The organism is gamma proteobacterium SS-5, assembly GCA_009497875.2.
Lineage (GTDB): Bacteria > Pseudomonadota > Gammaproteobacteria > Chromatiales > Chromatiaceae > Magnetovirga > Magnetovirga frankeli.
In genome coordinates, this window is sequence record CP032508.2 from 3,349,598 (window position 1) to 3,372,422 (window position 22,825).

Consider the following 22,825-nt stretch of genomic DNA (forward strand, 5'->3'; position numbering starts at 1 on the left):
TGTATTTCATTATTTTATCATGAAAAGAATTAGAGTACTTCACATAACCCCTCACCTCGGTGGAGGTGTCGGTAAAGCATTGTCGTGTCTATGCCAGCAGTCAGTGCTCACAAACTCAATAATACAACATGTAATAGTATGCCTTGAACAACCAGAAAAAAAAGATTTCATTAATTCTATTGTTAGTATTGGCATACAGGTAGAGGTGTCACCAACACCAAGAATGCTAAATAAATTAATTACTGAAGCAGATATTGTTCAATTAGAGTGGTGGAACCACCCAACACTCTTCAGGGCATTATGTTCATGCAGCTTACCAACTATGCGATTGTTAATCTGGTGCCATGTTTCAGGGATTGAAAACCCTTATATCCCAGAATCATTGATTGATAGTGCTCATCAATTTGTTTGCACTTCTAAATGTTCTCTGCAGGCAAATGAGATTGCTAAACGAATTGCAGCAGGCGCAAAAAGTATTTCTTTTATATCAAGCGGTTGTGGCGTAGAAAAATTACCAACTCCTATATTCAATTATAGAAAAGAAATAAGTGCTGTATATCTAGGCAGTTTGAATTCAGCAAAGATTCATCCAGAATTTGTACAATTTGCAGCAGCGGTAGACCTACCAGACTTTTTTATTACAATGATTGGAGATTTGCAAGGAAGTAACCAGCTAAGTACTCTATGCGAAATAGAAGGGAAACCTGATCTTCTAAAATTCGTTGGTTATCAATCAGACATTGTCACGTCTCTCTCTGAGGCAGATCTATTAATTTATCTATTACATCCAAGTCATTATGGAACAGCTGAAAACGCCTTAATTGAGGCTATGGCAATGGGTATCATACCTATCGTATTAAACAACCCTGCAGAACGTCATATTGTAGATCATGAAGTAACAGGATTTATAGTAAAAACACCTACTCAATTAGCACAAGTAGTTAAACGTCTATCCAATGACAAAGATGAACTGAATAAAATGAAGCGTAAGGCAGCAAGAGCTTCAAGAGCTTCCTACAATAGTGCTCTAATGGAGCAACGTTTATCTGAAACCTACAAAAGCATAATCAAGATACCAAAAGAAATTTTTAACTTCAAAAAACTATTCGGATCAAACCCTTCGGCTTGGTTTTTGGCAAGTCAGGGCAAGAAAAACTCTTTTAATAAAAATGGAACAGTAACCATAGCAAACAAGGCATATCAACCTATTTTATTTGAGCAAACAAAAGGAAGCGTTTTTCACTTTCGGCACTACTATCCCGAAAATAAACTACTTAAAGCTTGGTCGAACGCCCTAGAAAAAATGAAGTAGACTTATAATTTAAAATAGAGATCTAACATGCATAGCTTAATCAAAGAAGCAATAAATAACATAAATAAAATTGACTACCCTTGCCTACTTTCTTTCATTGAAAATAATATTAAAGATAAGACAGTAGTAATTTATGGTGCAGGTGCCTTTGGACAGCAAACCGCGAATTTACTTAAAATTCATAAAATAATTCCTGACAAGTTTTTAGACATTAATCCAAAGTCGTTTATCAACGAGATACCTACAATACATCCACAGAAGTATAATAAAAAAATTCAACAATTATATTGTCAATTGTTATGACAAAACATCAGAGAAAAAATCTCGTTGCCTATTTAAAAAAACTAGGTTTCACAAAATTTATTGATGCTCAGTATCTACGGGCTATGACTATTAAAAATCAATACGAAGACCAAACAAACTATTACAAGCAACATGTCATAGACATACTAAAGCCTCTTGATTATCTAGCTGATGAAGAAAGCCGATTAACTTATACAAAAAACGTAATTTCTCATTTATTAAGAAGCTATGATAACGCACGAGAAAGCAATGAAAAAGAGCAATACTTTATAAGTCTAGACGGCTTTAGAAATAACTTTAATAATTTTATTGATTGTGGAGCTTATACAGGAGACACTTTTAATAAATTGATTAACATCAACCCTAATCTTAGGGAATATATTGGATTTGAACCAAATCCTAATTCTTACAATGAATTAGTTTCAACTACCTTAAATTCAAATATAAAAACTATTCTATTTCAGTCCGCTGTAAGCAACAAAACTGGATTAATATCTTTTGATGAAAATACTGGTTCGAGCAAAATTAGCAAAGAAGGTAAAATTTTTGCTAAATCTATTCGTCTAGATGAAACCCTCATAAATTATCCTGTTGAATTCTTAAAAATGGACATTGAAGGAGAAGAAATTAATGCACTTATTGGAGCAAGAGAATTGATTAATAATAATTCTCCACAACTAGCCATAAGCATCTACCACTATATAAATCACTTCTGGGAAGTACCTAACTTAATTAACTCTTGGAACCTTAATTATAATTTATTTATTAGATCACATTCCAGCGCATGCATGGAAACAGTATTATATGCTCAAAGGAATCAATAATCATGCTGCCTAAAAGAGAAAAGCTTGCTGATCGATTACCGCTCAAAACTCCTTTTTCAGTTCATATTTTTCCATCATATAAGTGTAATTTCAAGTGTAATTACTGTATACATGCAATTTCAAACGCTGAATTAAAGAAAAGGGGATTTAGTAAAGATGTTATGAATTTTAATACCTTTATTAATGCAATCAAAGGAATAAAAGATTATGAATCGAGAATTAAAGCGCTAATTTTTGCAGGCCATGGTGAACCCCTATTGCATCCAGACATTATAAAAATGGTTGACTTAGCAAAAAAAGAAAACATAGCAGAGAGAGTAGAAATAACAACTAATGCATCGATGCTGAGCAAACAAATGTCTGATAGTCTTATCGATGCAGGCCTGGACAGGCTTAAAATATCTATTCAAGGTACATCAGAGAAAAAGTACAAAGAAATATCTAATCACAACCTTATTTATAATGATTTTATTGACAATATTAAATACTTTTACAGTCAAAAAAAACATACTGAAGTCTATATAAAAATAATAGACATTGCATTGAAAGATAAGCAAGATGAATTTTATTTTAAGTCGATATTTTCATCAATTTCAGATTATATTGACATAGAATATGCCATCCCTTTTGTACCGCAGCTCGACTTATCATTAATAAAAAATAACTTTGATAAATGCAAACAGGGTCACGCTATTCATTCAGAAATTTGTTCTATGCCATTTTATATGCAAGTAGTTACACCAAACGGTGATGTACTGCCTTGTTGCTCTATTGATATACCAATAGTTTTAGGTAATGTTAATAATGAAAGCCTGAAGCAATTATGGGAAAGTGAACAACAGAGGAAATTTTTATTAACTATGTTAAGCGATAGAGAATCTAATAAAGTATGTAGTCGATGTTCTGTACCGATATATGGATTGCAGGAAGGAGATTATCTCGATAGTTGTAAAGATAAATTACTTAAAGCTTTCGAAAATGGAGCACCGAATGCAAGCTAAGATTAAGCCTGGGTACGACAATCAGCGTAGACTATTAAGAGACATAGTTCCTCTAGACACTCCATTTACCTTATTTATAGCACCATCACAGGTATGTAATTTTAAGTGCAGTTATTGTTTGCATGCACTAAGCAACTCGGAAAAAAAAGCTAAGGGATTTAGTTTATCTAAAATGAAATTTTCTGTTTTTAAAAAAATTGTTTATCAATCTAAAAAATTTCCTAGAAAGTTCAAACGTGTGTTGTTGACTGGTCTTGGAGAACCAATGGCAAATCCAAGAATTGCGGACATGGTTAAGCTGATTTCAGAAAATGACATATCTGAAAAAATTGAAATATTTACTAACGGCTACTATCTTAATGAAAAGATTTCTAGTGAATTAATCAAGTCAGGATTAACTAAATTAAGATTATCCATACAAGGAATTAATGATGAGCAATACAAACTAAATACTGGAGTAAAAATAGATTTTTTGTCTCTTGTAGAAAAAATTTCTAATTTTTTTATTCAAAGCAGAGGGAAGTGTGAAGTTTACATTAAAGTAATAGAAGAAGAATTAAGAGACAAAACTGATCACGACCGGTTTTATGATATTTTTGGGTCTATCTGCGATGAAATTTTTATTGAGAATCTGACGCAGGCTCAACCAATGTTGGGCAACTACAACAATAAAATATCTAATGACAAAACATTTTATGGCGAACTTTCTGCTAAAAGAAATGTATGCCCATTCATATTTTATTCATTACAAATAGATATAAATGGTAATTGTTTCCCTTGTCCACCATTAAGTTTACCTTTGGAATTCAGTCTGGGTAATATTAACGATGAAGACATTACACTCATATGGAATGGAACTAACCATAAGAATCTAATGCTATCACATTTAATGGAAAATAGAGAAAAGCCAGATATATGTAAATTCTGTACCAATTATCTTTGCTTTACACCTAAAGAAGACAATTTAGATGAAATAGATAACAATTTAATTAAAAAAATTGAGGGATTATAATGGCAAGCATTGAACCTATTTGTGGCCATAATGATCGAGTAAGGTTAAAAGATGTTTTACCACTCAAAACACCTTTTACCTTGAATATTTTTCCTACTAATGCTTGTAACTTTAAATGTCACTACTGCGCTCAAGTACTTGGAAAGAAAAAACTAGCATCAGAATTTAACTATAATTCTTCAGAATTAATGAGCATCTCAACATTTGAAAAAATAATTGAACAGTCAAAAAATTTCCCACAACCTTACAAATTACTTTCTTTTATGGGGCATGGAGAGCCGTTAATAAATAAATTATTGCCAAAAATGATTGAGATGGCAAATTATAATAATATTGCAGAGCGTATTGAGATCATTACTAATGGCTCCTTACTAAGCCATGATCTATCAGATAAATTGATAGATGCAGGTGTCTCAAATATACGAGTTTCGATTCAAGGATTAAACTCTAATAAATATTCTTTAGTTGCAGGAGTGAAAGTTAATTTTAATCAATTAATTAAGAATTTAGAGTATTTTCACAAAAAAGGAAAAAAATTTAATTCTCATTTATTTATTAAAATCATGGATTGCTCTCTTGATTTAGACGAAGAAAAAAAGTTTTATGAATTATTTGATAACATTTCAACTCGAATGTACATCGAACAGGTAAAACCAGTTTATGCTGGAGTGAACATTGATGGTGAACAACATAATTTCTTGAAGACAGATCGTTATGGAAATACTCATGCTCCTCGTATAGTTTGTCCTCTTCCTTTTTTTTCTATGGCAGTTTGGCCCAATGGAGATATAGCTCCCTGTGACGCCATATATAAGCCAGCATTACTTGGAAATATCAGCGAAACAACACTAGCCCAAGCATTTAGCAACAAGACAATCAATTTGTTTCGCCAAGAACATCTAAATGGAAACAAAAATACTCTAAATGGTTGTGCCAAATGCTGTGCACCTGATGATGTAAGCAACGAAATGGATGAATTGGATAGTGCCCGGAAACAATTAAGCGCGCTTTATTCAAATTTTAAGTAAATTAAATACTGGAGTGTATTTCATGAATGTACTGTTAGTCAGCTGTAAAAAATTAGATTGGATGCAAGAATCAAAAGGGGCTATTCCCTTACCTCTGCTGTACTTAGCTTCAGTATTAAAAAGTAAAGGCCATGAACCAATCATACTAGATCTATCTGTGAAGGCTAGATATACAGAAAATTATAACAATATGGATGCACTAAGGGATATCGACGCCGCAATACAGCAACACGATCCGAGCTTAATTGGGTTTAACTGCTTTGTGAGTCAGCAGTTCCCTTTCATAATGCAAGCTGCTGAGCATATCAAAACATACACTGACATTCATATTACTCTTGGCGGGGCTCACCCTTCCTTATTCCCAGTTGAAATACTAGAACACTGCCCTGCAATTGATACAGTAGTTATTGGTGAAGGTGAAACGCAGATTATTGATATTATAAACTCTATTGAAAAAAATAATGTACACGTCTTATCATCAACTCAAGCCCTGGCATGGCGTAGCGACAGTAAAGTAATTAAAAATGATAGAGTTGGTTTTATTAAGGATCTAGATTCAATTCCCATGCCATCATGGGATCTTATTAACCTTGAAGACTACTACGGTGATCATACAGGGTGGCATAATCCAAAAGGCTTTGACATTAAGGTTTCAATTCCTATCTTAACTTCTAGAAGCTGCCCATTCAGTTGTAATTTCTGTGCGTGCTTCACAACAATGGGTAGAATGTTTAGAGTTCGTTCTCCCTATAAGGTTGTTGATGAAATCGAGTATCTTAATAAAGAGTTTGGTATGAATTACTTTGGATTTATTGATGATATAGTCAATATTAGAAAAGATCATATTATTGGTATATGTAATGAAATTATTAGACGTAAATTAGATATTCAATTTGAACCAACTTGTGGATTGTATCTAGGAAAAGTAGATGATGATATTGCAAAAGCAATGGCTAGAGCAGGATGTACATTTGCCAGACTTCCTGTAGAGCACGGTAGTGACTGGATTCGAACCAATGTAATTGGAAAAAAAATAAGTAGAGAATCAATCTTTAAGGCGCAAAAGGTTTTGAAAGCAAATGGAATAAGAACGAGCACCATGTCAATTATGGGTTTTCCTGAAGACACGGTAGAAACATTGCAGGAAACATATGACCTACTTATTGAATTAAACGCTGATTTAAATTACGTTTTTAATTTAATCCCTATGCCTGGATCAAGAGTTTTTGAACAAGCTGTAAATGAAGGACTATTAAATGTAAATTTTGATATCAATTCTCTATGGCGTGGTGATGTTGAGCTTGATCCTGTTCAAAAAGATCAGCAGTTCTATATTAAACCAAAAGATATGACGTTTGAGGAAATGGCAATGTTTAGGCAAAAGTTCAATCAAATTCGAATACTCAGTGACGAAATAAAAGAAGAAATAAGTAAAAGCAATGAAACGAACAAGCCATCACATTCCAGTTTAATAAACGATCTTGCCAATGGGGTTGAGAGCCAAGTCGAATCTGGAATGATATTGCAAGCTGGGCGCTGACTGTTAGTCAATAGAACTATTGTTTAAAGCTTATGAGATAGATAAGAAAATATGAAAATAATATCTATGTTTTAAGCAGCTATTAAAAAGCTAACACACTTGTAGCGCAAAGATTCTCTTCTATCAATTCTTAGCTAATAGAATAACCCAGTCTACGTGCATAATTGTTCAGTACGTTTTTAACCCCTATAAGATTTATTTCAGGTGCTAAGTAAAGCCCAAGTGCCAAAAAGCCATTTTGCATACATGATCTACAAATAGAATAATCATATCTTTGCTTTTGTATTTCTGTTATAGGCATATCTAGATAATTCCCAAGACGATACTTCTTCGCATCGTAAACACTGCAACAGAGCGTTGCATCACCGGATGAATCTAGCACCATCTCAACTTCTCTTAACCGACACCAATCCAACTTAACCTTCTTACAAGCATCAAGAGTTTCATCGTAACCTAGCGCCAGTAAGTCTAATAATTTTTTATCATCGTCTGTTACAATAAAATCATTTGCATGCACATCTCCCATCAATGCTAAACTTTTTTCGAGTGGCATAAACTGTGCCCAGGCTGACTGAAATCTCCACCCTAATTCTTCAGCATATGCTTTCATTAAAAATTCATCATCTATATTGTCATTGTAGCGTAGGTAAAACACATTAAGATTAGTATTAAGTTTAAATTCAGCTTTTATTTCAGACAAATATCTCATATTTTTTTTTACAACTTCAATGTCGCCGCCACGATGCGTTCTTTGATAGACCTCATTAGAAAAGCCTGATACCGATGCCTTAAGCGAGTCTAGGCCAGCGAGTAAGATTGATGCAAATCTTTTAGTAGTATTTAGGTTAGTACTTATGTGGCAGGGAATACCAAATGATTTCACAATTCTGATTAGTTCAGGTAGATGCTTATTCAAGGTTGGCTCAGTCCAATTATGTAAAAAAACTCCTCTGACACTACATTCTGTCACTGCTTTTGTTAAGATTTTATTTAACAACTCAGGTTGCATTATCTTTTTTGAATTTGTATCAATGCTGCCAATATTTCCAACAGGACATGAGGGGCAAGATAACTGGCATGTGCCAACCACATCAATAATAAAGTTATATTCTCTCAATTCAGCCATAATAAAAACCTTTTACTTTAGGATAAGACAACAAAATTACTTAATCTTAGTTAATTAGATGAAAGAAGTAGTTAATAAGTAATAAATAATACTTATCGACAATCTTTTGCCATTCGGAAAAGTTTGTCAGTAACAGGTAGCTAGAGGTCAGTCTCTAATTACGTACCCTAGAATGCTGCGCATTCACTAACGGGCGCTTATTGAACAGATGGCTTGGCAACTGACACGCGCCATGCTGTGCTGCTGCCAATCCCACTCCTGGCCATAAAGATCATAGGTATAATATTTAAACAATCAGGTATAATTAAGCTCTGTTCAGTATGTAGCTGTCAAGCGCAAAAACGTAATGGCAGCATTACGCGTTTGTTCCGGGTACGCTCAACCCTACATGGCAGCAGTATCAATGAGGATTTTGGGCAAAGACTTGGGTTCCCGGTCCTCTTCCAATCGACCACTGATGCCTACTTAGCTGGACGGCCTCGGTACTTTGGTTGCTCTGGAACAATCAGGTAATGCTCCCTACGTAATCGAAGTTAGGCATCTTCTTCCCAACTGAAACAGAGTGCATGAAACCTGAGCAGTTGTATCAGTCTTTCCATATTACTGCCCCAAACAATTTTGTGGCATAAATTTTTTAGTATAGCAACTAATATACAAAGCAAGCAGCCATTATGACCAGGTATTATGCTGAAAGAGAATTTGAGATTTTTAACAAGCAGGCAGAAATACTATCTAGCCTAGCTATTTATAACCCTATCGTATTTGATGTTGGTGCCAATGAAGGTCAGTCAATAGAGAAATATCACCAGTTATGTACTAGTGCCACAATTTATTCGTTTGAACCTAATCCTTTAGCGTGGGATAAATTACAAGAATCTTATGGACATAACTCTAAGGTTAAGTTATTCAAAAAAGGCTTAAACGAGCAATCAGGACTCTGTTCTTTTTTTGTAACCCGTGAGTTAAGTGCAAGCTCACTATTTCAGCCTGAAGTTAAGTTACAACGTTTAAGTAAAGATCGTAAATATGATTTTGAAGAAATTAAGGTTGACTGCATAACTTTGGATAAATTTTCTATAATGTTTGGTATTGACCAGATTGACATTTTAAAGATTGATGTACAGGGTGCTGAACTTAACGTTTTGAAAGGTGCCTGTAATCTACTCTCAAGAGGCAGTATTTCTGTAATTTTTCTTGAGATTACTTTTGCTGAAACCTACGTTAATCAAATGCAACTTATAGACTTACTAAGTTTTATTGAACAACACAATTATAAAATATGGGATTTAGCTCCATTTGTGTATACAAGAACGGGGAGGCTATGGGCAGCTAATGCTATTATTTTAAGTAGAGACGCATACAATAAGATCGAATCTACATGATCACATCTTAGCTTGCTATTTATATCATTTATAAATTTTTTATCTTTAAAGTTTTTTAATTATTCGGTCGAAAACAACTCTCCAGAACTTACTTTTTCTATAAATTTTAAGTATCCTTTCATTTTTTCCGGATTAACCATTACAAGGAATTCGCTAATATCTTTCTTAAGTTCTTCAATTCCAAGAATCTCTTTATTCACCCATTTTTCGCGTAATTCGCAAGCCTCTTTAAAGTATTTCCCTTTTCTTTCAGGATGATACCTTAAGGTGCTTTTTAAGTTGAGGTGCTTGATTTGAAAATATCTTATTATGGCCTCGTTGTAATCATCTGAAAATCCCATCCCTTTTTTAATTCCAAGTAAATAGTGATACACTTCTAATGATAAAAGCAAGTCATGAATTACTGTGAGCGATTCATCTAAATCTAACTGTCGGTAGTAATTTAAATGTGTAGATAACGATGCCTCACTACTATTCCAATTCAACATATCGTAAATAAAAAATGGAGAATTTGTAGCGTAAACCTTACCAAATATAATAATTGACGCCGTCAAAAGCAAATCATTAAAATGAAATACTGCCGGATGATTGTTATAGTACTTTACAAACATCTCCACAAATTTTCTTCGAATTACACTGAATAATATAACATTAAGTCCTCCAGCAGAATGAAAAAAACTCATCACTCGCTCGGTTGGACTATCATGATCTAGTGGATTGTATTTAAAGCTTTGAAACTCTCCACTTCTATCTAGATAATATCTACCTGTAAATGCAGATACTTCTACACCATAGGTGGATGAAAAAACTAGTTGAATCAGACTATCGAACCCTGAAGGTAGCAGCACATCATCATCTGTTCCTATGAATATATATTCACCTGATGCTTGTTCCATACCTATTTTAAGATTTGTTTTTCCATTTACATCTGGATTGCAAATATAGGTAATGTTCTTCCCATTTAGTTTCTTAAGAAAATCTGATTTTTCTTCATTTCCTGAATTATCAACAATTACCACTTCAATTTCATCTGATGCAAAAGCAATATACTCACATATAATTGAAATCGCCGTTCTTCCCGCCCTATTAGTGGGAATAATTATTGACAGTTTCATGAGCATGCCTCTTTATCAGTAGATGCATATTCAACAAATTTCATTTCAAAGCCTTTAACATACTGATATACCAAACTCATTAATGAATCAATAAGGTTCTTACTAGCTCCAGGGATCAAGCCTTTTCTTGCAGTGCCATGACCTTATAGGGCGTCATACTCAGGATATTGGCTGACATTACATGCCATTGTCTGGCGTTTTGAACTTTTGCTTAGTATGGTGTGTTTCCCGCTCAATAGCACGTATCCTCATCAGGTTCCAAATGCTTGCATCAGCCACCATGTCCATGACCACCTTCTGCCTAGGACGGACTTGTTCCAGAGATTGTTGCAAGGCAGCAGTGCTTTTTCACGGGTAAGCGTGGGATAAGAATCAAGAACCTCGTCAGTGCCAACCCATCAGCAAGGTTCTCGAACAGAACGGACACAAGGATTCTGGTTCCAGCGAAAACAGGGGTTCCACCAAGAACTTTAGGGTAACTCGTTACAACGTTTACACTCATGATGCCCCCCTCAATTCCAGTTTAGAATAAATAATACCTTTTTCTGAGTCTAACTCAAGGTCTAGTGACATATCAGGCTGATGGTATCTGATTGTAAAGTCACTCTTATTCAGGCGAATATTATGCAAAAGAATGTTCGTCTTCTGCATACCTGCTTACTCTTAGAGGAATTGTGCCGAAATATCTAAACCTACCGACTTAAGCATATCTTCTCTCTTCTTTTTAAGGTCCAGGGTAGGCGCTGGCCACCTGCGGTAAACATAGAGATAGTCGAGTACCAACTCAAAGTTTCGAGCTGCTTCTGTGGTGCTACGGCGGTTACCTACATTGATATAGTCTTTGTACACAATGGCAACTACCTGGTCCAGTGGTTTGAACTCAACCCTGGAGATCACTGACAGCACGAATTCCCAATCTTCAAAGGATCTCATGTGCGTGTCTTGCTTGATGCCGCGAATCAAGTGGGAGGGATAAAGACAGGCCGGGGTATAAATGAAATTCTTGACATAGATGCTTTGGAATTCATAGGTTGTGGAGGGCATTCGCTCTGGTGGATCAGGTAGGAGTACGCCCTTTTTTCTGTCCTCTTTTATTATTACCACATCTCCATATACGGCTTTATCGGGATTGGCCAGGGCAAAATCAACAAAGGACTGGTATCCGGTTTCTGGTAGCGCATCGTCATCATCCAGCAAGAGTACGCGACTGCCCTCGACCAGTTCCAAAGCCAGGTTTCTGCTCTCAGCCGGGCCTGGCTTACCATTTCTGACTATGAAGTAGTCTTTACCCCCCAGGTATTGCTCGGCCACTGCCGATATCTCCTGATCGTGCACATCAGAAACAAGGATGATCTGATAACTGCGCAGATTGCAATTTTTTACCGATTCAAGGCAGCGAACCAGTTCTCGGGTTCGTCCACCATGGGTCGGGATGATGATGCTTAGTTCAATCAATGGGCGCTCCTTTCACCAGGGCCTGCATCTTTTCTTCCAGATGGGAAACAAAGCGAGGTGTGTCGAATAATACGCCATTGATGCGCACCATCTTGGTACGCTCTCTTAGCTCTTGGTACTGGTGATGATCAGTTGCCAGTTCTACAGCCTTGTTTTCGTATTCAGCGAGATCATAGGTGATCAACTCGGGCAACTTGGCCGCTGTGAGCAAGGCTCCAGCCATGCGTGATGCAAAAGAACGGCCCGTCAGTGTCAGTACGGGCAGGCCCATCCAGATACAATCATTGGCCGTGGTTCCTGCGTTAAAGGGGAAGGTGTCGAGGAACAGGTCGGCCGTAGCGAAACGGGCCAGATACTCTTCAGGCGATACCCGTGGAGCAAAAAACAGGCGGTCTCCCTCTATCCCCTGTTCTTTTGCTGCGTTGCGCAGATTGATCTCGGACCAGGGATTGTCTGCCAATAACCAAAGCACGCTATCGGGTACCCTGCGCAAAATATTCATCCAGACTGCGAATACCTCGGGGGTGTATTTGTAGTTGTTATTGAAGGAGCAGAAGACAAAGGCATCTTCTGGCAGGCCACAGTCTGTTTTACTGGGCATGGGTGCATGTTTTCTCTGTCGGTCGCTGACCTGATAGACATCCGGCATGTAGATTGGCTTTTCCGAGTAATATTTTGTGTATTCTTCGGGTATGAGGAATCGGTCCGCTATGACGTAGTCGATAAAGGGGAGACCCGTGGTGGCGGGAAGGCCCAAATAGGTTATTTGAATGGGGGCGGGCCTATGGGCCAGCAAGTTGGGTCTTGCCCCCAGGGTTTGGCCCTGCAAATCGATCAGAATATCAATCTCATTGGAGCGAATCAGTTGCGCGGCCGTTGCGTCATCCATCCCCAGGATGCTGGTGAAGTGATCCATACCGTTGATAACACGCTGTCTTAGTGGAGAATTACCCTGATTGGTCCAACAGAATCCATAGATCTCAAAGCGGTCTCGGTCGTGCAACTCGAAGAGTTCGACGGTAAGCATGCTCACGGGGTGAATGCAGAAGTCCGACGAGCAGTAGGCAACACGAATCTTTTGATGCCTGTAGCCGCCGGACGGAGCCAATGCCGGCAGGTCGGTTTGCACCTTTTTCTTGACGAATTGCCGTGCCGTTGAAAGCTGGGTCTCGGGGTCATCGGATAGACTGATCATGGCCAGGGCCGAGGTGTGTTCCTTCATCAAGGCCTCGGTCACGCCCGCAAAGGGCTGATAGACCGGCCAGGCACAGTGTTTTGCCTTGAGAAATACCCAGTGGTGAATCACGTCTGGCTGGTTGGGTTCCAGCGTAAGGCTCTTGGTCATGTAGCCCAGGGCGCTGTGGTATTGCTTTTGGATCTCCAGCAGGCGGCCCAGATTATTCAACGCCATCAACAGGGTGGCTCGCTCTGCCACCTGATTGGGACGGACATGGTCATCGATCCAGCGCCATTGGGCTACTGCCTCCTCAGGTTGGCCCAAGTGCTCATAGGTCATGCCCAGATTGAAGCGGGGCTGGAAGAAGCTGGGGGCTAAGGCGATGGCCTGGCTATAGGCCTCCTTGGCCTGCTCCAGTTCACCCAACTTGAACAGAAGCGCACCCAGATTGAAACAGGCTACATGGTTGAGGGGAGTTTGGTTGCGTTTGAGCCAGGTTTGGTAGAGCACGGCGGCCAGTGAGGCAAAGCCTGCCGATTCAAGGGATTCCGCCTGAGGGAGGAGGTGGTTCAAGTCCAGATTGCCCTTCCAGGCATTCTGTATTGCGACTGCGAAACCGACTTCTACCGAGGATTCTTGCATGACCCACCCATCTACGCTTTGATTTCCTCGGACTTATCCCATAGAAAAAGTCATTTGTCAATTAATTACATTCCGTTGCCTTAGTATATGAATGCAAATTATTTTAATAAAAGCTTATTTTATTGTTTTATATGTACTTTATTAGATAAAGCAACACTTACTTTTTCCTGATTACCCACAAATCTCAGCCAATCGAATAGGGCGGCCCGTGGCCGCCGAGCAACCACTAGGGGCAGGCTTCATGGCTGTGGCTTGGCGGCGGGCGCGGCCCGCCCTAAGCCGCATGGCAAAGTCGGCCTCCCAGCCCGGGACGTGCATGGCTAGCCAACTATGTCGTATCTCCATCCCTTGCGGCCCAATCGTCTGTTGCTATTGCCTGTATCTGTGCGTAGGTAAAGGCCTGCTCCTGGGCAAGGGTCAACCACTCGATCTGTTCCGTGGTGAGAGAGGCGGCCTGCTCTGTGGTCAGTGACTCAATCTGATTGCTGTCCAGGGCCTTGATCTGCTCGGAACCGAAGCCATCCTGGATCTGGTCCGTGGTCAGGGCAGCTATCTGGGTATAGGCCATGACGGCGATCTGGGCGGCCTTCATGGCCTGCAAGTCCTCCGTCTCCAATGCCTGGATCTGGCTGGCATTGAGTTCACGCAGATCCTCGCCTTCTAACGCGCGCACTTGGTCAGTGGTCAGGGCGGCAATGTTGGTTGAGGACATTTGGCTCATCTGATAGGTGGTCAGAGCGACAATGTCCTCGGTACCAAACGCCTGCACCTGGTCTGTGGTCAGGGCCCCAATCTGCCCGCCGCTGAGATTGGCCGTTTGCTCTGTTGTCAGCGCTGCAATTTGATCTGTCTTCAGCTCCGAGAAATTATCCGTGCTGATGAACTGGATCTGGGTCGTGGTCAGCTCGGAAACATTGTCTGTCGTTATGGCCCGCAGCTGGTCACTGCCCAGGGTTCCTATCTGACTACCGGTCAATGCCTTGGTTTGATCGCTGCTTAGGGCCTGAATGTTCTCCGTACTCAGGGCCGCAACCTGGGTGGTGGTCATGGCTTGCAGGTCAGTCGTCTCAATTGCCTGAAGCTGATCCGTACTCAAAGCATTGAGGTTGTCCGTGGTCATGGCACGTATCTGTCTTGTACCCAAAGCGGCAACGTCTTCGGTACCAAATGCCTGAATCTGATCGGAACGCAAGGCAGCCAGCTGGGTGGTGGTCAGGCTCGCGGTTTGCTCTGTGGTCAGGGCGGCGATCTGGTCGGTGGCGAGCTTGTTCAGGTCGTCTGTCTCTATCGCCTGGATCTGGCTGGCGCTCAGCTGGGCAAGGTTATCGCTGGTGAGTGCATTGAGTTGTTCAGAACCCAGCGCCACAATCTGGCTTGTGGTCAGGGCCTTGGCCTGGTCGGAGGTAAACGCCTCAATCCCTTCCGTACTCAGGGCCGCTACCTGCGTGTTAGTCAAGACTGCCAGGTCATCGGTTTCAATGGCTGCGACCTGTTCAGTGGTCAAGGCATTGATATTTTCCGTGCTGAAGGCCCCCATCTGACTGGTGCCGAGGGCAGCAATGTCTTCGGTATCAAAGGCCCTGACCTGATCGGAGGTCATGGCCCCCAGTTGGTCGTTACTCAGGGCTGCCGTTTGCTCGGTACCCAGGGCGGCGATCTGCTCTGTGCTCATCTCCTTGAAATCGGCCGTATCAATGGCCTGCACCTGGTTTGCGCCCAGCTTGGCGATATTGTCCGTGCTCAGGGCCTTGACCTGTTCACTGGTCAGGGCGCTGATCTGGCTGGCGGTCAGGGCGGTTGCCTGATCAGAGGTCAGTTCCTTGATGTTGTCCGTGCTCAGGGCGGCAATCTGGGTTGCATTCAACTGCACCAGGTCTTCGGTCTCCATGGCGCGCATCTGATCGGAACTCAGGGCGGACAGGCTCTCCGTGGTCAGGTTACTGATCTGAGCCGTAATCAGGGCCTCGATGTCTTCAGTATCAAAGGCCTGCATCTGCTCTGAGGTGAGCGCGCTGAGCTGCGCCCCGGTCAGGTTGGCGGTTTGTTCCGTGGTGAAGGCCGCTACCTGGTCAGAGGAGAGCTGCTGGAAGTCATCGGTTTCAATGGCACGAATCTGATCTGTGCCCAGTTGGCCAATATTGTCCGTGGTGATGGCCCGCAGCTGCTCGCTCCCCAGCGCAACCATCTGGCTGGCAGACAGCGCCGTGGCCTGATCAGAGGTCAGTGCCTCGATATTTTCGGTACTCAAGCCCGTTACCTGATCCGTGGTCATGGCCCGCACATCCTCGGTTTCAAAGGCGCGGAATTGATCCGTACTCAGGGCGTTGAGGTTGGTTGTAGTCAACGAGGGTATCTGTCCGATGGTCAGGGCCGCCAGATCTTCTGTGCCGAAGGCGGTCATCTGATCACTGGTCAGGGCCCCCAATTGAGAGCCGGTCAGACTGGTCGTCTGCTCCGTGGTCAAGGCACCTATCTGTTCAGACTGTAGGGCCTTGAAATCATCGGTCTCTATGGCCTGTATTTGATCGCTGGTGAGGACGCTGAAGTTATCCGTAGTCACTGCCCTGAGCTGGTTGCTGTCCATCGAAACGATTTGATCGGCAGACAGCGCCCTTGCCTGATCCGAGGTCAGGGCATCGACATTATCCGTACTCAGACCCTTGACCTGGTCGGTCGTCAGGGCACGAATATCTTCTGTTTCAATGGCCTGGAACTGATCGGTGAGCAGGGTATTGAGGCTTTCTGTCGTCAGGGATTGAATCTGCTCGGTGCTGAAGGCCGCCAGGTCATCGGTTTCAAGGGCGCGCACCTGCTCCGTGGCCAGCAAACCAATTTGGCTAGCATTAAGGCCTGGTATCTGTTCCGTGGTCAGGGCCTCTATCTGTTCGGTGGATAGACTCGGGAATACGTCCGTATTGATGCTGCCGACCTGGTCTGTGGTCAATACCTGGAAGTTATCCGTGGTCATGCTGTTGAGCTGATCACTGACCAGTACACCAATTTGATCAACCGTGAACGCCTTGGCCTGATCGGAGGTGAGGTTTGCCATGTGCTCCGTATTCAGGCCGACCATTTGCTCTGTGGTAAGTGCACGCAGATCATCGGTCTCAACGGCTTGCAGCTGTTCCGTGCTCAGGGCATCGATGCGGTCCGTTCCCAAGTAGGATATCTGTTCCGTGACCAGGGCAGCGACATTTTCCGTTTCCAGCGACTGCACCTGGTCGGTGGTCAAGGCAGCAATCTGTACGCCACTCAACTGACCGACCTGCTCAGTGGTCAGGGCATTCAGGTTATCCGTGGTTAGCCCGGCTATTCCATCGGTTTGAATCGCTTGTAGCTGATCCCGTGACAATTTGGTCAAATTGTCCGTGGTCATGAAATTGATCTGATCGCTATTGAGCGTGTTGACCTGCTCCGTCAGCAACGCTTGGGTCTGATCCGAGGTCAGCGCCCCAATGTGGTCCGGGCTCAGGGCGGTAACCTGCTCAGTGGTCAGGGCCTGCAGGTCATCGGTTTCAATGGCGGCAAACTGGGAGCGGAACATGGTGCTCAGGCTATCGGTGGCAATAGCACTGACCTGGTCGGCACTCAGCGCCACGACATCATCGGTTGACAGAGCGCGAATCTGGTCTGAGTTCAGGGCGTTGATCTGCTCTGTAGTCAGTCCACCCACCTGCTCTGAGGTCAAGGAATCAATCTTGACTTCAGATAGGCTGGCAAGGGAGGCGGTATCGATCGAACGCAGTTGGTCCGTGGTCAGACCCACCATGGTATCCGTTGACAGGGCATTGAGCTGGTCGGTGGTAAAGGCCGCCACCTGCTCATTCTTCAAGGCTCCGACCTGCTCTGAGGTGAGTGAGCCTATGCTGTCCAGGCTCAGGGCCGTCACCTGCTCGGTATTGAGTGAGCGCAGATCATCGGTCTCCATGGCGGCCAGCTGCTGGGCGCTCAGGGCGGCAACATCATCGGTGTCCATGCTCGCGACCTGGGACTCGGTCAGGGCGGCCACATCCTCGGTCTGCAAGGCGCGTATCTGTGCCGAGGAAAGCGCAGACAGCTGGTCATTGGTCAGGCTGGCCACCTGGTCCGATGTGAGGGCGGAGATCTGCTTGGTCTCCATGTTCTGCAGATCATCTGTTTGAATCGACTGCACCTGGGTAGAACTCAGTTCCACCAGATTGTCGGTAGTCATGGCATTGAGCTGATCACTGGAAAGCGCGGCAATCTGGGTACCTGTCAGTGCCTTGGCCTGATCCGAACTCAGCGCCTCGATACTTTCCAGTGTCAAGCCGCCAAGCTGCTCGCCCGAGAGCAATTTCAGATCATCGGTTTCCAGCGCCTGTACCTGATCTGAGGCAAGGGCGGCAAGGGTATCAGTGGTGAGATTGGTTACCTGGTTGGCACTCAGCGCGGCAACATTCTCCGTACTCAAGGCCTGTACCTGAGCCGATCCCATGGAGGCCAGCTGATCAGTGCTCAGCGCCACCGCTTGCTCGGTATTCAGCGCGCCTATGAGATCGTTTGACAAGGCGGCAAAGTTATCCGTGCCTATGCTGGTTATCTGTCCTGCGGACAGTTTGGCAAAGTTATCGGTCGTCAGGGCATTGAGTTGGTCGCTGGACAGGGCACCGACCTGACTGGCCGTCAAGCCAGTAGCCTGATCGCTGGTCAAGGCGGCGACTCCATCCGCAGTCAAGGCACCGACCTGGTCGGTACTCAGGGCCTGCAAATCGGCAACCTCCAAGGCCTGTACCTGGTCTGTTGCCAAGGCGGCCAAGTTGTCTGTGCTCAGAACCCTAACCTGAGAGGTGCTCAGCGCTGCCAGGTCTTCAGGATCAAAGGCCTGGATTTGATCCGTGGTCAATGCAGCCACCTGATTATTGGACAGCGTACTGGCCTGATCAGAGGTCAACGCGGAAATGCTCTCCGTACCCAGGCTGGCAAAGTTATCCGTGCCTATGCTGGTTATTTGATCCGCGGACAGCTTGGTCAGGTTATCCGTGGTCAGGGCATTGAGTTGGTCGCTGGATAGCGCGGCTACCTGACGGGTAGTCAGGGCCTGTGTCTGGTCACTGGTAAAGGCGTTCACGCCATCCGTGGTGAATGCGCCGATTTGTTCGGCGCTGAGTACGCGAATGTCTTCAGTCTCAATGGCGCGCACCTGATCAGAGTCCAATGCGGCCAGGTTGTCCGTGGTCATGGACAGGATGCGCAAGGAGCTGATAGCAGCCACATCTTCTGGGTCGAAGGCCTGAATTTGCTCAGTGGTCAGGGCAGCCAACTGAGATGTCCTGAGACTTGCCGCCTGATCCGAAGTGAGGGCCGAAATTTGCTCGGTCGATATGTTTGAGAAGGTCTCAGCCGAGATCCTGCCCAGTTGGCCATCGTTGAGTTTGGCGAAGTTATCGGTTGTCAGGGCGTTGAGTTGGTCACTGGAGAAAACCCCAACCTGAATATTCATGAAAGAGCCAACCTGCTCAGAGGTCAGGGCAGCCATCTGTTCAGTGGTCAGCACAGACAGCTGTGAACTGCTCATGCTGGAGGCCTGCTCCGTGGTCATGGCCGCGATATTATCAGTAGTCAGAACCTGAAAATCATCGGTCTCGATTGCACGAAACTGATCGCCGGTCAGCGCCTTGAGGTTGTCTGTTGTAAAGCTATTGAGCTGCTCGCTGGAAAGCGCTCTGATCTGAAAGCCGGTTAATGCCTGCGTTTGATCCGAGGAGAGAACTTGTACGTTTTCAGTAGAAAGCGCAATGACCTGATCTGTGGTCATATTTCTCAGATCGACTGCCTCCATGGCTGCCATCTGCTCAGTACTAAGGGCTGCAACATTTTCCGTGCTCAGAGAACGCACTTGCTCTGTGGTTAATGCCACAATATCTTCTGTATCAAGAAAAGCTATCTGATCTGTACTTAGGGCTAAAATTTGATCTGTGGTAACTTGCCCAATTTGGTCAGAAGATAGTGCGGATATGAAATTGGAGTTAAGACTTGAAAAATTATCGGTTGTAATTCGTTCTAGCCAGTATGTCTTCATGCTTGCAACATTATCAGTTGCAAGTGCATTTAACTGATCACTATCGAGTGCTAAAAATTGTAGATAATTCCATGATTCAAATTGCTCATTTGATAGCGCAGAAACGCTATCGCTATTTAAAGATCGTATTTGCTCAGTAGTCAGTACTCCAATATTAAAGGTTTTAAGTGAAGCTGCTTGATCTGACGTCAGCGCACTGATAAAGTCTGTAGTAAGAACTTGTGCCTGAGCGTACTTCATAGAAGCAATATTATCAGTACTAATAACTTGCACTTGTTCTGAAGTTAACACTTGTAGCTGATTTGCGGTAAGTGACCGGAACTGATCAGCTGTCATCACATTAACTAAATCAGTTGTAAGTGATTTCACATTATCTGTAGTCAGACGACTAATCTGCCACGTCAAAAACTCAGAAAAACTTTCCGCTTTCATCCCGTTCAGCTGATCAGAGGTCATGGATTTTAGCTGGGGAGTAGTTACTGCCCTTGCTTGATCTGATGTCAAAGCAGCTATGCTGTCGGTTGAAAGAGATTGAAATTGCTCACTACTAAGAGCTCTAAGATCCCACGTCTCTATTGCTTTAACCTGATCAGTTGTTATCCCTGACAATGCCTCAGTTGTCAAAGCAGAGATCTGCCATGAATGAAATGCTTCTATAGTTTCAGTACTTAAAGCCGCAAGATGGTCCGAACGGAGTGCGGCAACTTGGGCACTACTCAGACGAGAAGTTTGGTCAGTCGTCAATGCTGAAATAGCACCAGTCGCAAGAGAAGTAACATTATCAGTGGAAATAGCGCGAACTTGATCAGCAGTCATGCTTACAACTTGCTCAGATGATAGCGTATTTATCTGATCACTGGAGAGCGCCTCAATCTGAGCTGTTCCCATCGACTGTACTTGATCAGTTGACAATGCTTTAACATGTTCTGTGGAAAGTACCGCCAATTGCGAGGCACTCAGCGCCTGTAAATCCCGAGTTTCCATGGCGCGCAACTGTTCTGTACTTAATGAGGCAATATGTTCAGTGGAAAGGCGACGCACTTGCCAAGAATGCATCGCTTCTATATCACCAGTACTGAATACCTGAAGTTGGTCTGAGGTTAACACCAGCAACTGAGATCCGGTCAAACTCTGTGTTTGCTCAGTCGTGAAAGCAGCCACTTGGTCTGTTGTTAATGAAGCAAAATTATCAGAACTTATTGCCCTAATCTGTGTAGAACCAAGACTTGCAACTGTATCAGTAGTCAAGGCATTAAGCTTATCACTAGAAAGAGCTGCTATCTGGGACTCCGTCAGCGCTCTTGCCTGATCAGTCGAAAGTGCTGAAAGGCTTTCATCTGTGAGTGCTGAAAGTTGCGTAGCACTTAGGGCCTGGATGTCCCATGTCTGCATTGCCCCGATCTGAGCCGTACTCAGTGCGGCCATACCATCTGTGGAAATACGGGAGAATTGCCAGGTTTTCATCCCTTCAATATTTTCAGTAGTGAGTCCCTGAATTTGCTGAGCGGTCATTGCAGCCATCTGGTCGCCAGACAAGGAGCGAACTTGGTCTGTCGTCATAGCAGCAATTTGAGAACTAGAAAGCTTTGAAAAATTATCAGTGCTGATTGATCGAATATTATAGGTATTGAGAGAAGCAAACTGGTCTGTTGAAAACGCTTCAAGCTGATCACTAGAAAGCGCTGCAATATGGACGCCCCTGGCCGCACTGACCAATTCAGTAGATAAGCTGGCTAACTGGCTTGCACTCAGTGAGCTAAACTGATCTGCATCTAGCGCTCGTAATTGCTGCGCCTTTACTACACCAAGTTGCTCTACTGTTAATGCTGAAATTTGATCGGTTGAAAGACGTGCGTACTGCCATGTCTGCAAAGCTTGTACATTCTCAGTCGCAAGGCTTTTAACCTGATCTGTCGTAAGACTAGTAATTTGCCCACCTGTCAGTGCATATGCCTGATCTGAAGTCATTGCCCCTATGGTGTCAGCAGAAAGGCGTGACAAGGTATCAGCACTGATAGATCGAATTTGCGACGAACCAAATGAGGCAAACTGTTGGCCAGAGAGTGCATTTAGTTGTTCGTCAGAAAGTGCAGAAATTTGAACATCACGCAAGGATCCAAGCTGCTCAGTACTCATAGCACTGAGATCAAGAGCATGAACTTGGGTGGTCCACAATGCACGTAGGTCTTGAGTCTGTATGGACTGAATTTGATTTGAGGTTAGAGCAGCCAAAGCATCAGTCGTCAGCTTGCTCATCTGCCCTGTACCAAGGGCAGCTATATCCTCTTCAGAAAATAGTCGTATCTGGTCAGACGTAATCGTATTAACTTGATTGGCAGTAAGCACACTCGTCTGCTCTGACGTCAGTGCAGTCATCAAATCATCAGAGAGATTTGCAAAATCCCCAATTTCAATGGCTTGAATCTGGTCATTACGGAATACTGCAAAATTTTCGGTAGATAACGCATTCAACTGTTCACTAGACAGATACCCAACCTGCGCCTCAGTCAAGGCCCGCAACTGCTCAGACCGCAGGGAGGCAATGTTGTAGGTATCTACCGCCTGTATCTGATCGGAACTCAGCACCACCAAATCTGTATTTTCAATCGCACGAACTTGCGCGCCTTCCAAGGCACCCACTTGCTCCGTGGTCATAGCCCTGAAGTCGGCACGGGTCAGATTGACGATCTGCTCAGTGGTGAATGCACTGATCTCTGATGGGCTCAATCCGATGACGATAGACATTCTCAACTCCTCAGCAGGGCTATGCCCTGTAAAACGTCGTGGTGAGACGGCGCAGGTTTGTACAGCAAATCACTAGGCTATTCAGGAATAAGCGGCAAGTATAATTTATTGTGAATTCAATGC

Annotated in this window: 13 protein-coding genes and 1 pseudogene; 8 read left to right on the top strand and 6 right to left on the bottom strand. The window is 43.2% G+C overall.

The features are described from left to right. Positions 1 to 103 precede the first annotated feature (103 nt). From D5125_03705 to D5125_03730, 7 genes are read left to right on the top strand one after another with little or no spacing between them, the layout of a single operon-like run. Positions 104 to 1,312, top strand: a complete 1,209-nt coding sequence (locus tag D5125_03705; GenBank protein QFY88657.2) for a glycosyltransferase family 4 protein — start codon at positions 104 to 106, stop codon at positions 1,310 to 1,312. 27 nt (positions 1,313 to 1,339) lie between these two features. After that, the gene (locus D5125_17315; protein ID QPB72200.1) at positions 1,340 to 1,615 is read left to right on the top strand and encodes a hypothetical protein; all 276 of its coding nucleotides are present in this window, start codon (positions 1,340 to 1,342) and stop codon (positions 1,613 to 1,615) included. Next, on the top strand, positions 1,612 to 2,439 hold the full coding sequence (locus D5125_03710; GenBank protein QFY88658.2) for an FkbM family methyltransferase: 828 nt from the start codon (positions 1,612 to 1,614) through the stop codon (positions 2,437 to 2,439). The genes D5125_17315 and D5125_03710 overlap by 4 nt, the downstream gene beginning before the upstream one ends. Before the next feature lie 2 nt (positions 2,440 to 2,441). Continuing rightward, positions 2,442 to 3,440, top strand: coding sequence for a radical SAM protein (locus D5125_03715; GenBank protein QFY88659.2), 999 nt, complete (start codon positions 2,442 to 2,444; stop codon positions 3,438 to 3,440). Then, entirely contained in the window at positions 3,430 to 4,452 is a 1,023-nt protein-coding gene (locus D5125_03720) for a radical SAM protein (protein ID QFY88660.2), read from the top strand. Before D5125_03715 ends, D5125_03720 begins: the two co-directional genes overlap by 11 nt. After that, the gene (locus D5125_03725) at positions 4,449 to 5,480 is read left to right on the top strand and encodes a radical SAM protein (GenBank protein QFY88661.1); all 1,032 of its coding nucleotides are present in this window, start codon (positions 4,449 to 4,451) and stop codon (positions 5,478 to 5,480) included. Before D5125_03720 ends, D5125_03725 begins: the two co-directional genes overlap by 4 nt. Positions 5,481 to 5,502: 22 nt before the next feature. After that, positions 5,503 to 7,020 carry a B12-binding domain-containing radical SAM protein gene (locus D5125_03730; protein ID QFY88662.1) on the top strand — a complete coding sequence of 506 codons (1,518 nt, stop codon included), beginning with the start codon at positions 5,503 to 5,505 and terminating at the stop codon, positions 7,018 to 7,020. 130 nt (positions 7,021 to 7,150) lie between these two features. On the opposite strand, the gene D5125_03735 is transcribed toward D5125_03730, so the two are convergent. Further along, positions 7,151 to 8,146: a radical SAM protein gene (locus tag D5125_03735; GenBank protein QFY88663.1), complete on the bottom strand. Its 996-nt coding sequence runs from the start codon at positions 8,144 to 8,146 to the stop codon at positions 7,151 to 7,153. A gap of 671 nt (positions 8,147 to 8,817) precedes the next feature. Between D5125_03735 and D5125_03740 the strand changes: the two genes are divergently transcribed. Beyond that, positions 8,818 to 9,528 (top strand): FkbM family methyltransferase, encoded by a 711-nt coding sequence (locus D5125_03740; protein QFY88664.1) that lies wholly within the window; start codon positions 8,818 to 8,820, stop codon positions 9,526 to 9,528. Between the two features lie 59 nt (positions 9,529 to 9,587). On the opposite strand, the gene D5125_03745 is transcribed toward D5125_03740, so the two are convergent. The 5 genes and pseudogenes from D5125_03745 to D5125_17320 form a co-directional block, all read right to left on the bottom strand. Beyond that, complete coding sequence (locus D5125_03745) at positions 9,588 to 10,643, bottom strand: glycosyltransferase (protein QFY88665.2); 1,056 nt, start codon at positions 10,641 to 10,643, stop codon at positions 9,588 to 9,590. Positions 10,644 to 10,894: 251 nt separating this feature from the next. Then, a pseudogene (locus D5125_03750) lies at positions 10,895 to 11,145 on the bottom strand (DUF433 domain-containing protein). 161 nt (positions 11,146 to 11,306) lie between these two features. Next, on the bottom strand, positions 11,307 to 12,098 hold the full coding sequence (locus D5125_03755) for a glycosyltransferase family 2 protein (GenBank protein QFY88666.1): 792 nt from the start codon (positions 12,096 to 12,098) through the stop codon (positions 11,307 to 11,309). Continuing rightward, positions 12,091 to 13,917 (bottom strand): tetratricopeptide repeat protein, encoded by a 1,827-nt coding sequence (locus tag D5125_03760; protein QFY88667.1) that lies wholly within the window; start codon positions 13,915 to 13,917, stop codon positions 12,091 to 12,093. Before D5125_03760 ends, D5125_03755 begins: the two co-directional genes overlap by 8 nt. A gap of 328 nt (positions 13,918 to 14,245) precedes the next feature. Beyond that, positions 14,246 to 22,702 carry a hypothetical protein gene (locus D5125_17320; GenBank protein QPB72201.1) on the bottom strand — a complete coding sequence of 2,819 codons (8,457 nt, stop codon included), beginning with the start codon at positions 22,700 to 22,702 and terminating at the stop codon, positions 14,246 to 14,248. Between the last annotated feature and the right edge of the window lie 123 nt (positions 22,703 to 22,825).

Coding starts and splice junctions, on each gene's coding strand:
- D5125_17315 (QPB72200.1), top strand. CDS start 1,340: ATGCATAGCTTAATCAAAGAAGCAATAAATAACATAAATAAAATTGAC.
- D5125_03710 (QFY88658.2), top strand. CDS start 1,612: ATGACAAAACATCAGAGAAAAAATCTCGTTGCCTATTTAAAAAAACTA.
- D5125_03715 (QFY88659.2), top strand. CDS start 2,442: ATGCTGCCTAAAAGAGAAAAGCTTGCTGATCGATTACCGCTCAAAACT.
- D5125_03720 (QFY88660.2), top strand. CDS start 3,430: ATGCAAGCTAAGATTAAGCCTGGGTACGACAATCAGCGTAGACTATTA.
- D5125_03730 (QFY88662.1), top strand. CDS start 5,503: ATGAATGTACTGTTAGTCAGCTGTAAAAAATTAGATTGGATGCAAGAA.
- D5125_03735 (QFY88663.1), bottom strand. CDS start 8,146: ATGGCTGAATTGAGAGAATATAACTTTATTATTGATGTGGTTGGCACA.
- D5125_03740 (QFY88664.1), top strand. CDS start 8,818: ATGACCAGGTATTATGCTGAAAGAGAATTTGAGATTTTTAACAAGCAG.
- D5125_03745 (QFY88665.2), bottom strand. CDS start 10,643: ATGAAACTGTCAATAATTATTCCCACTAATAGGGCGGGAAGAACGGCG.
- D5125_03760 (QFY88667.1), bottom strand. CDS start 13,917: ATGCAAGAATCCTCGGTAGAAGTCGGTTTCGCAGTCGCAATACAGAAT.
- D5125_17320 (QPB72201.1), bottom strand. CDS start 22,702: ATGTCTATCGTCATCGGATTGAGCCCATCAGAGATCAGTGCATTCACC.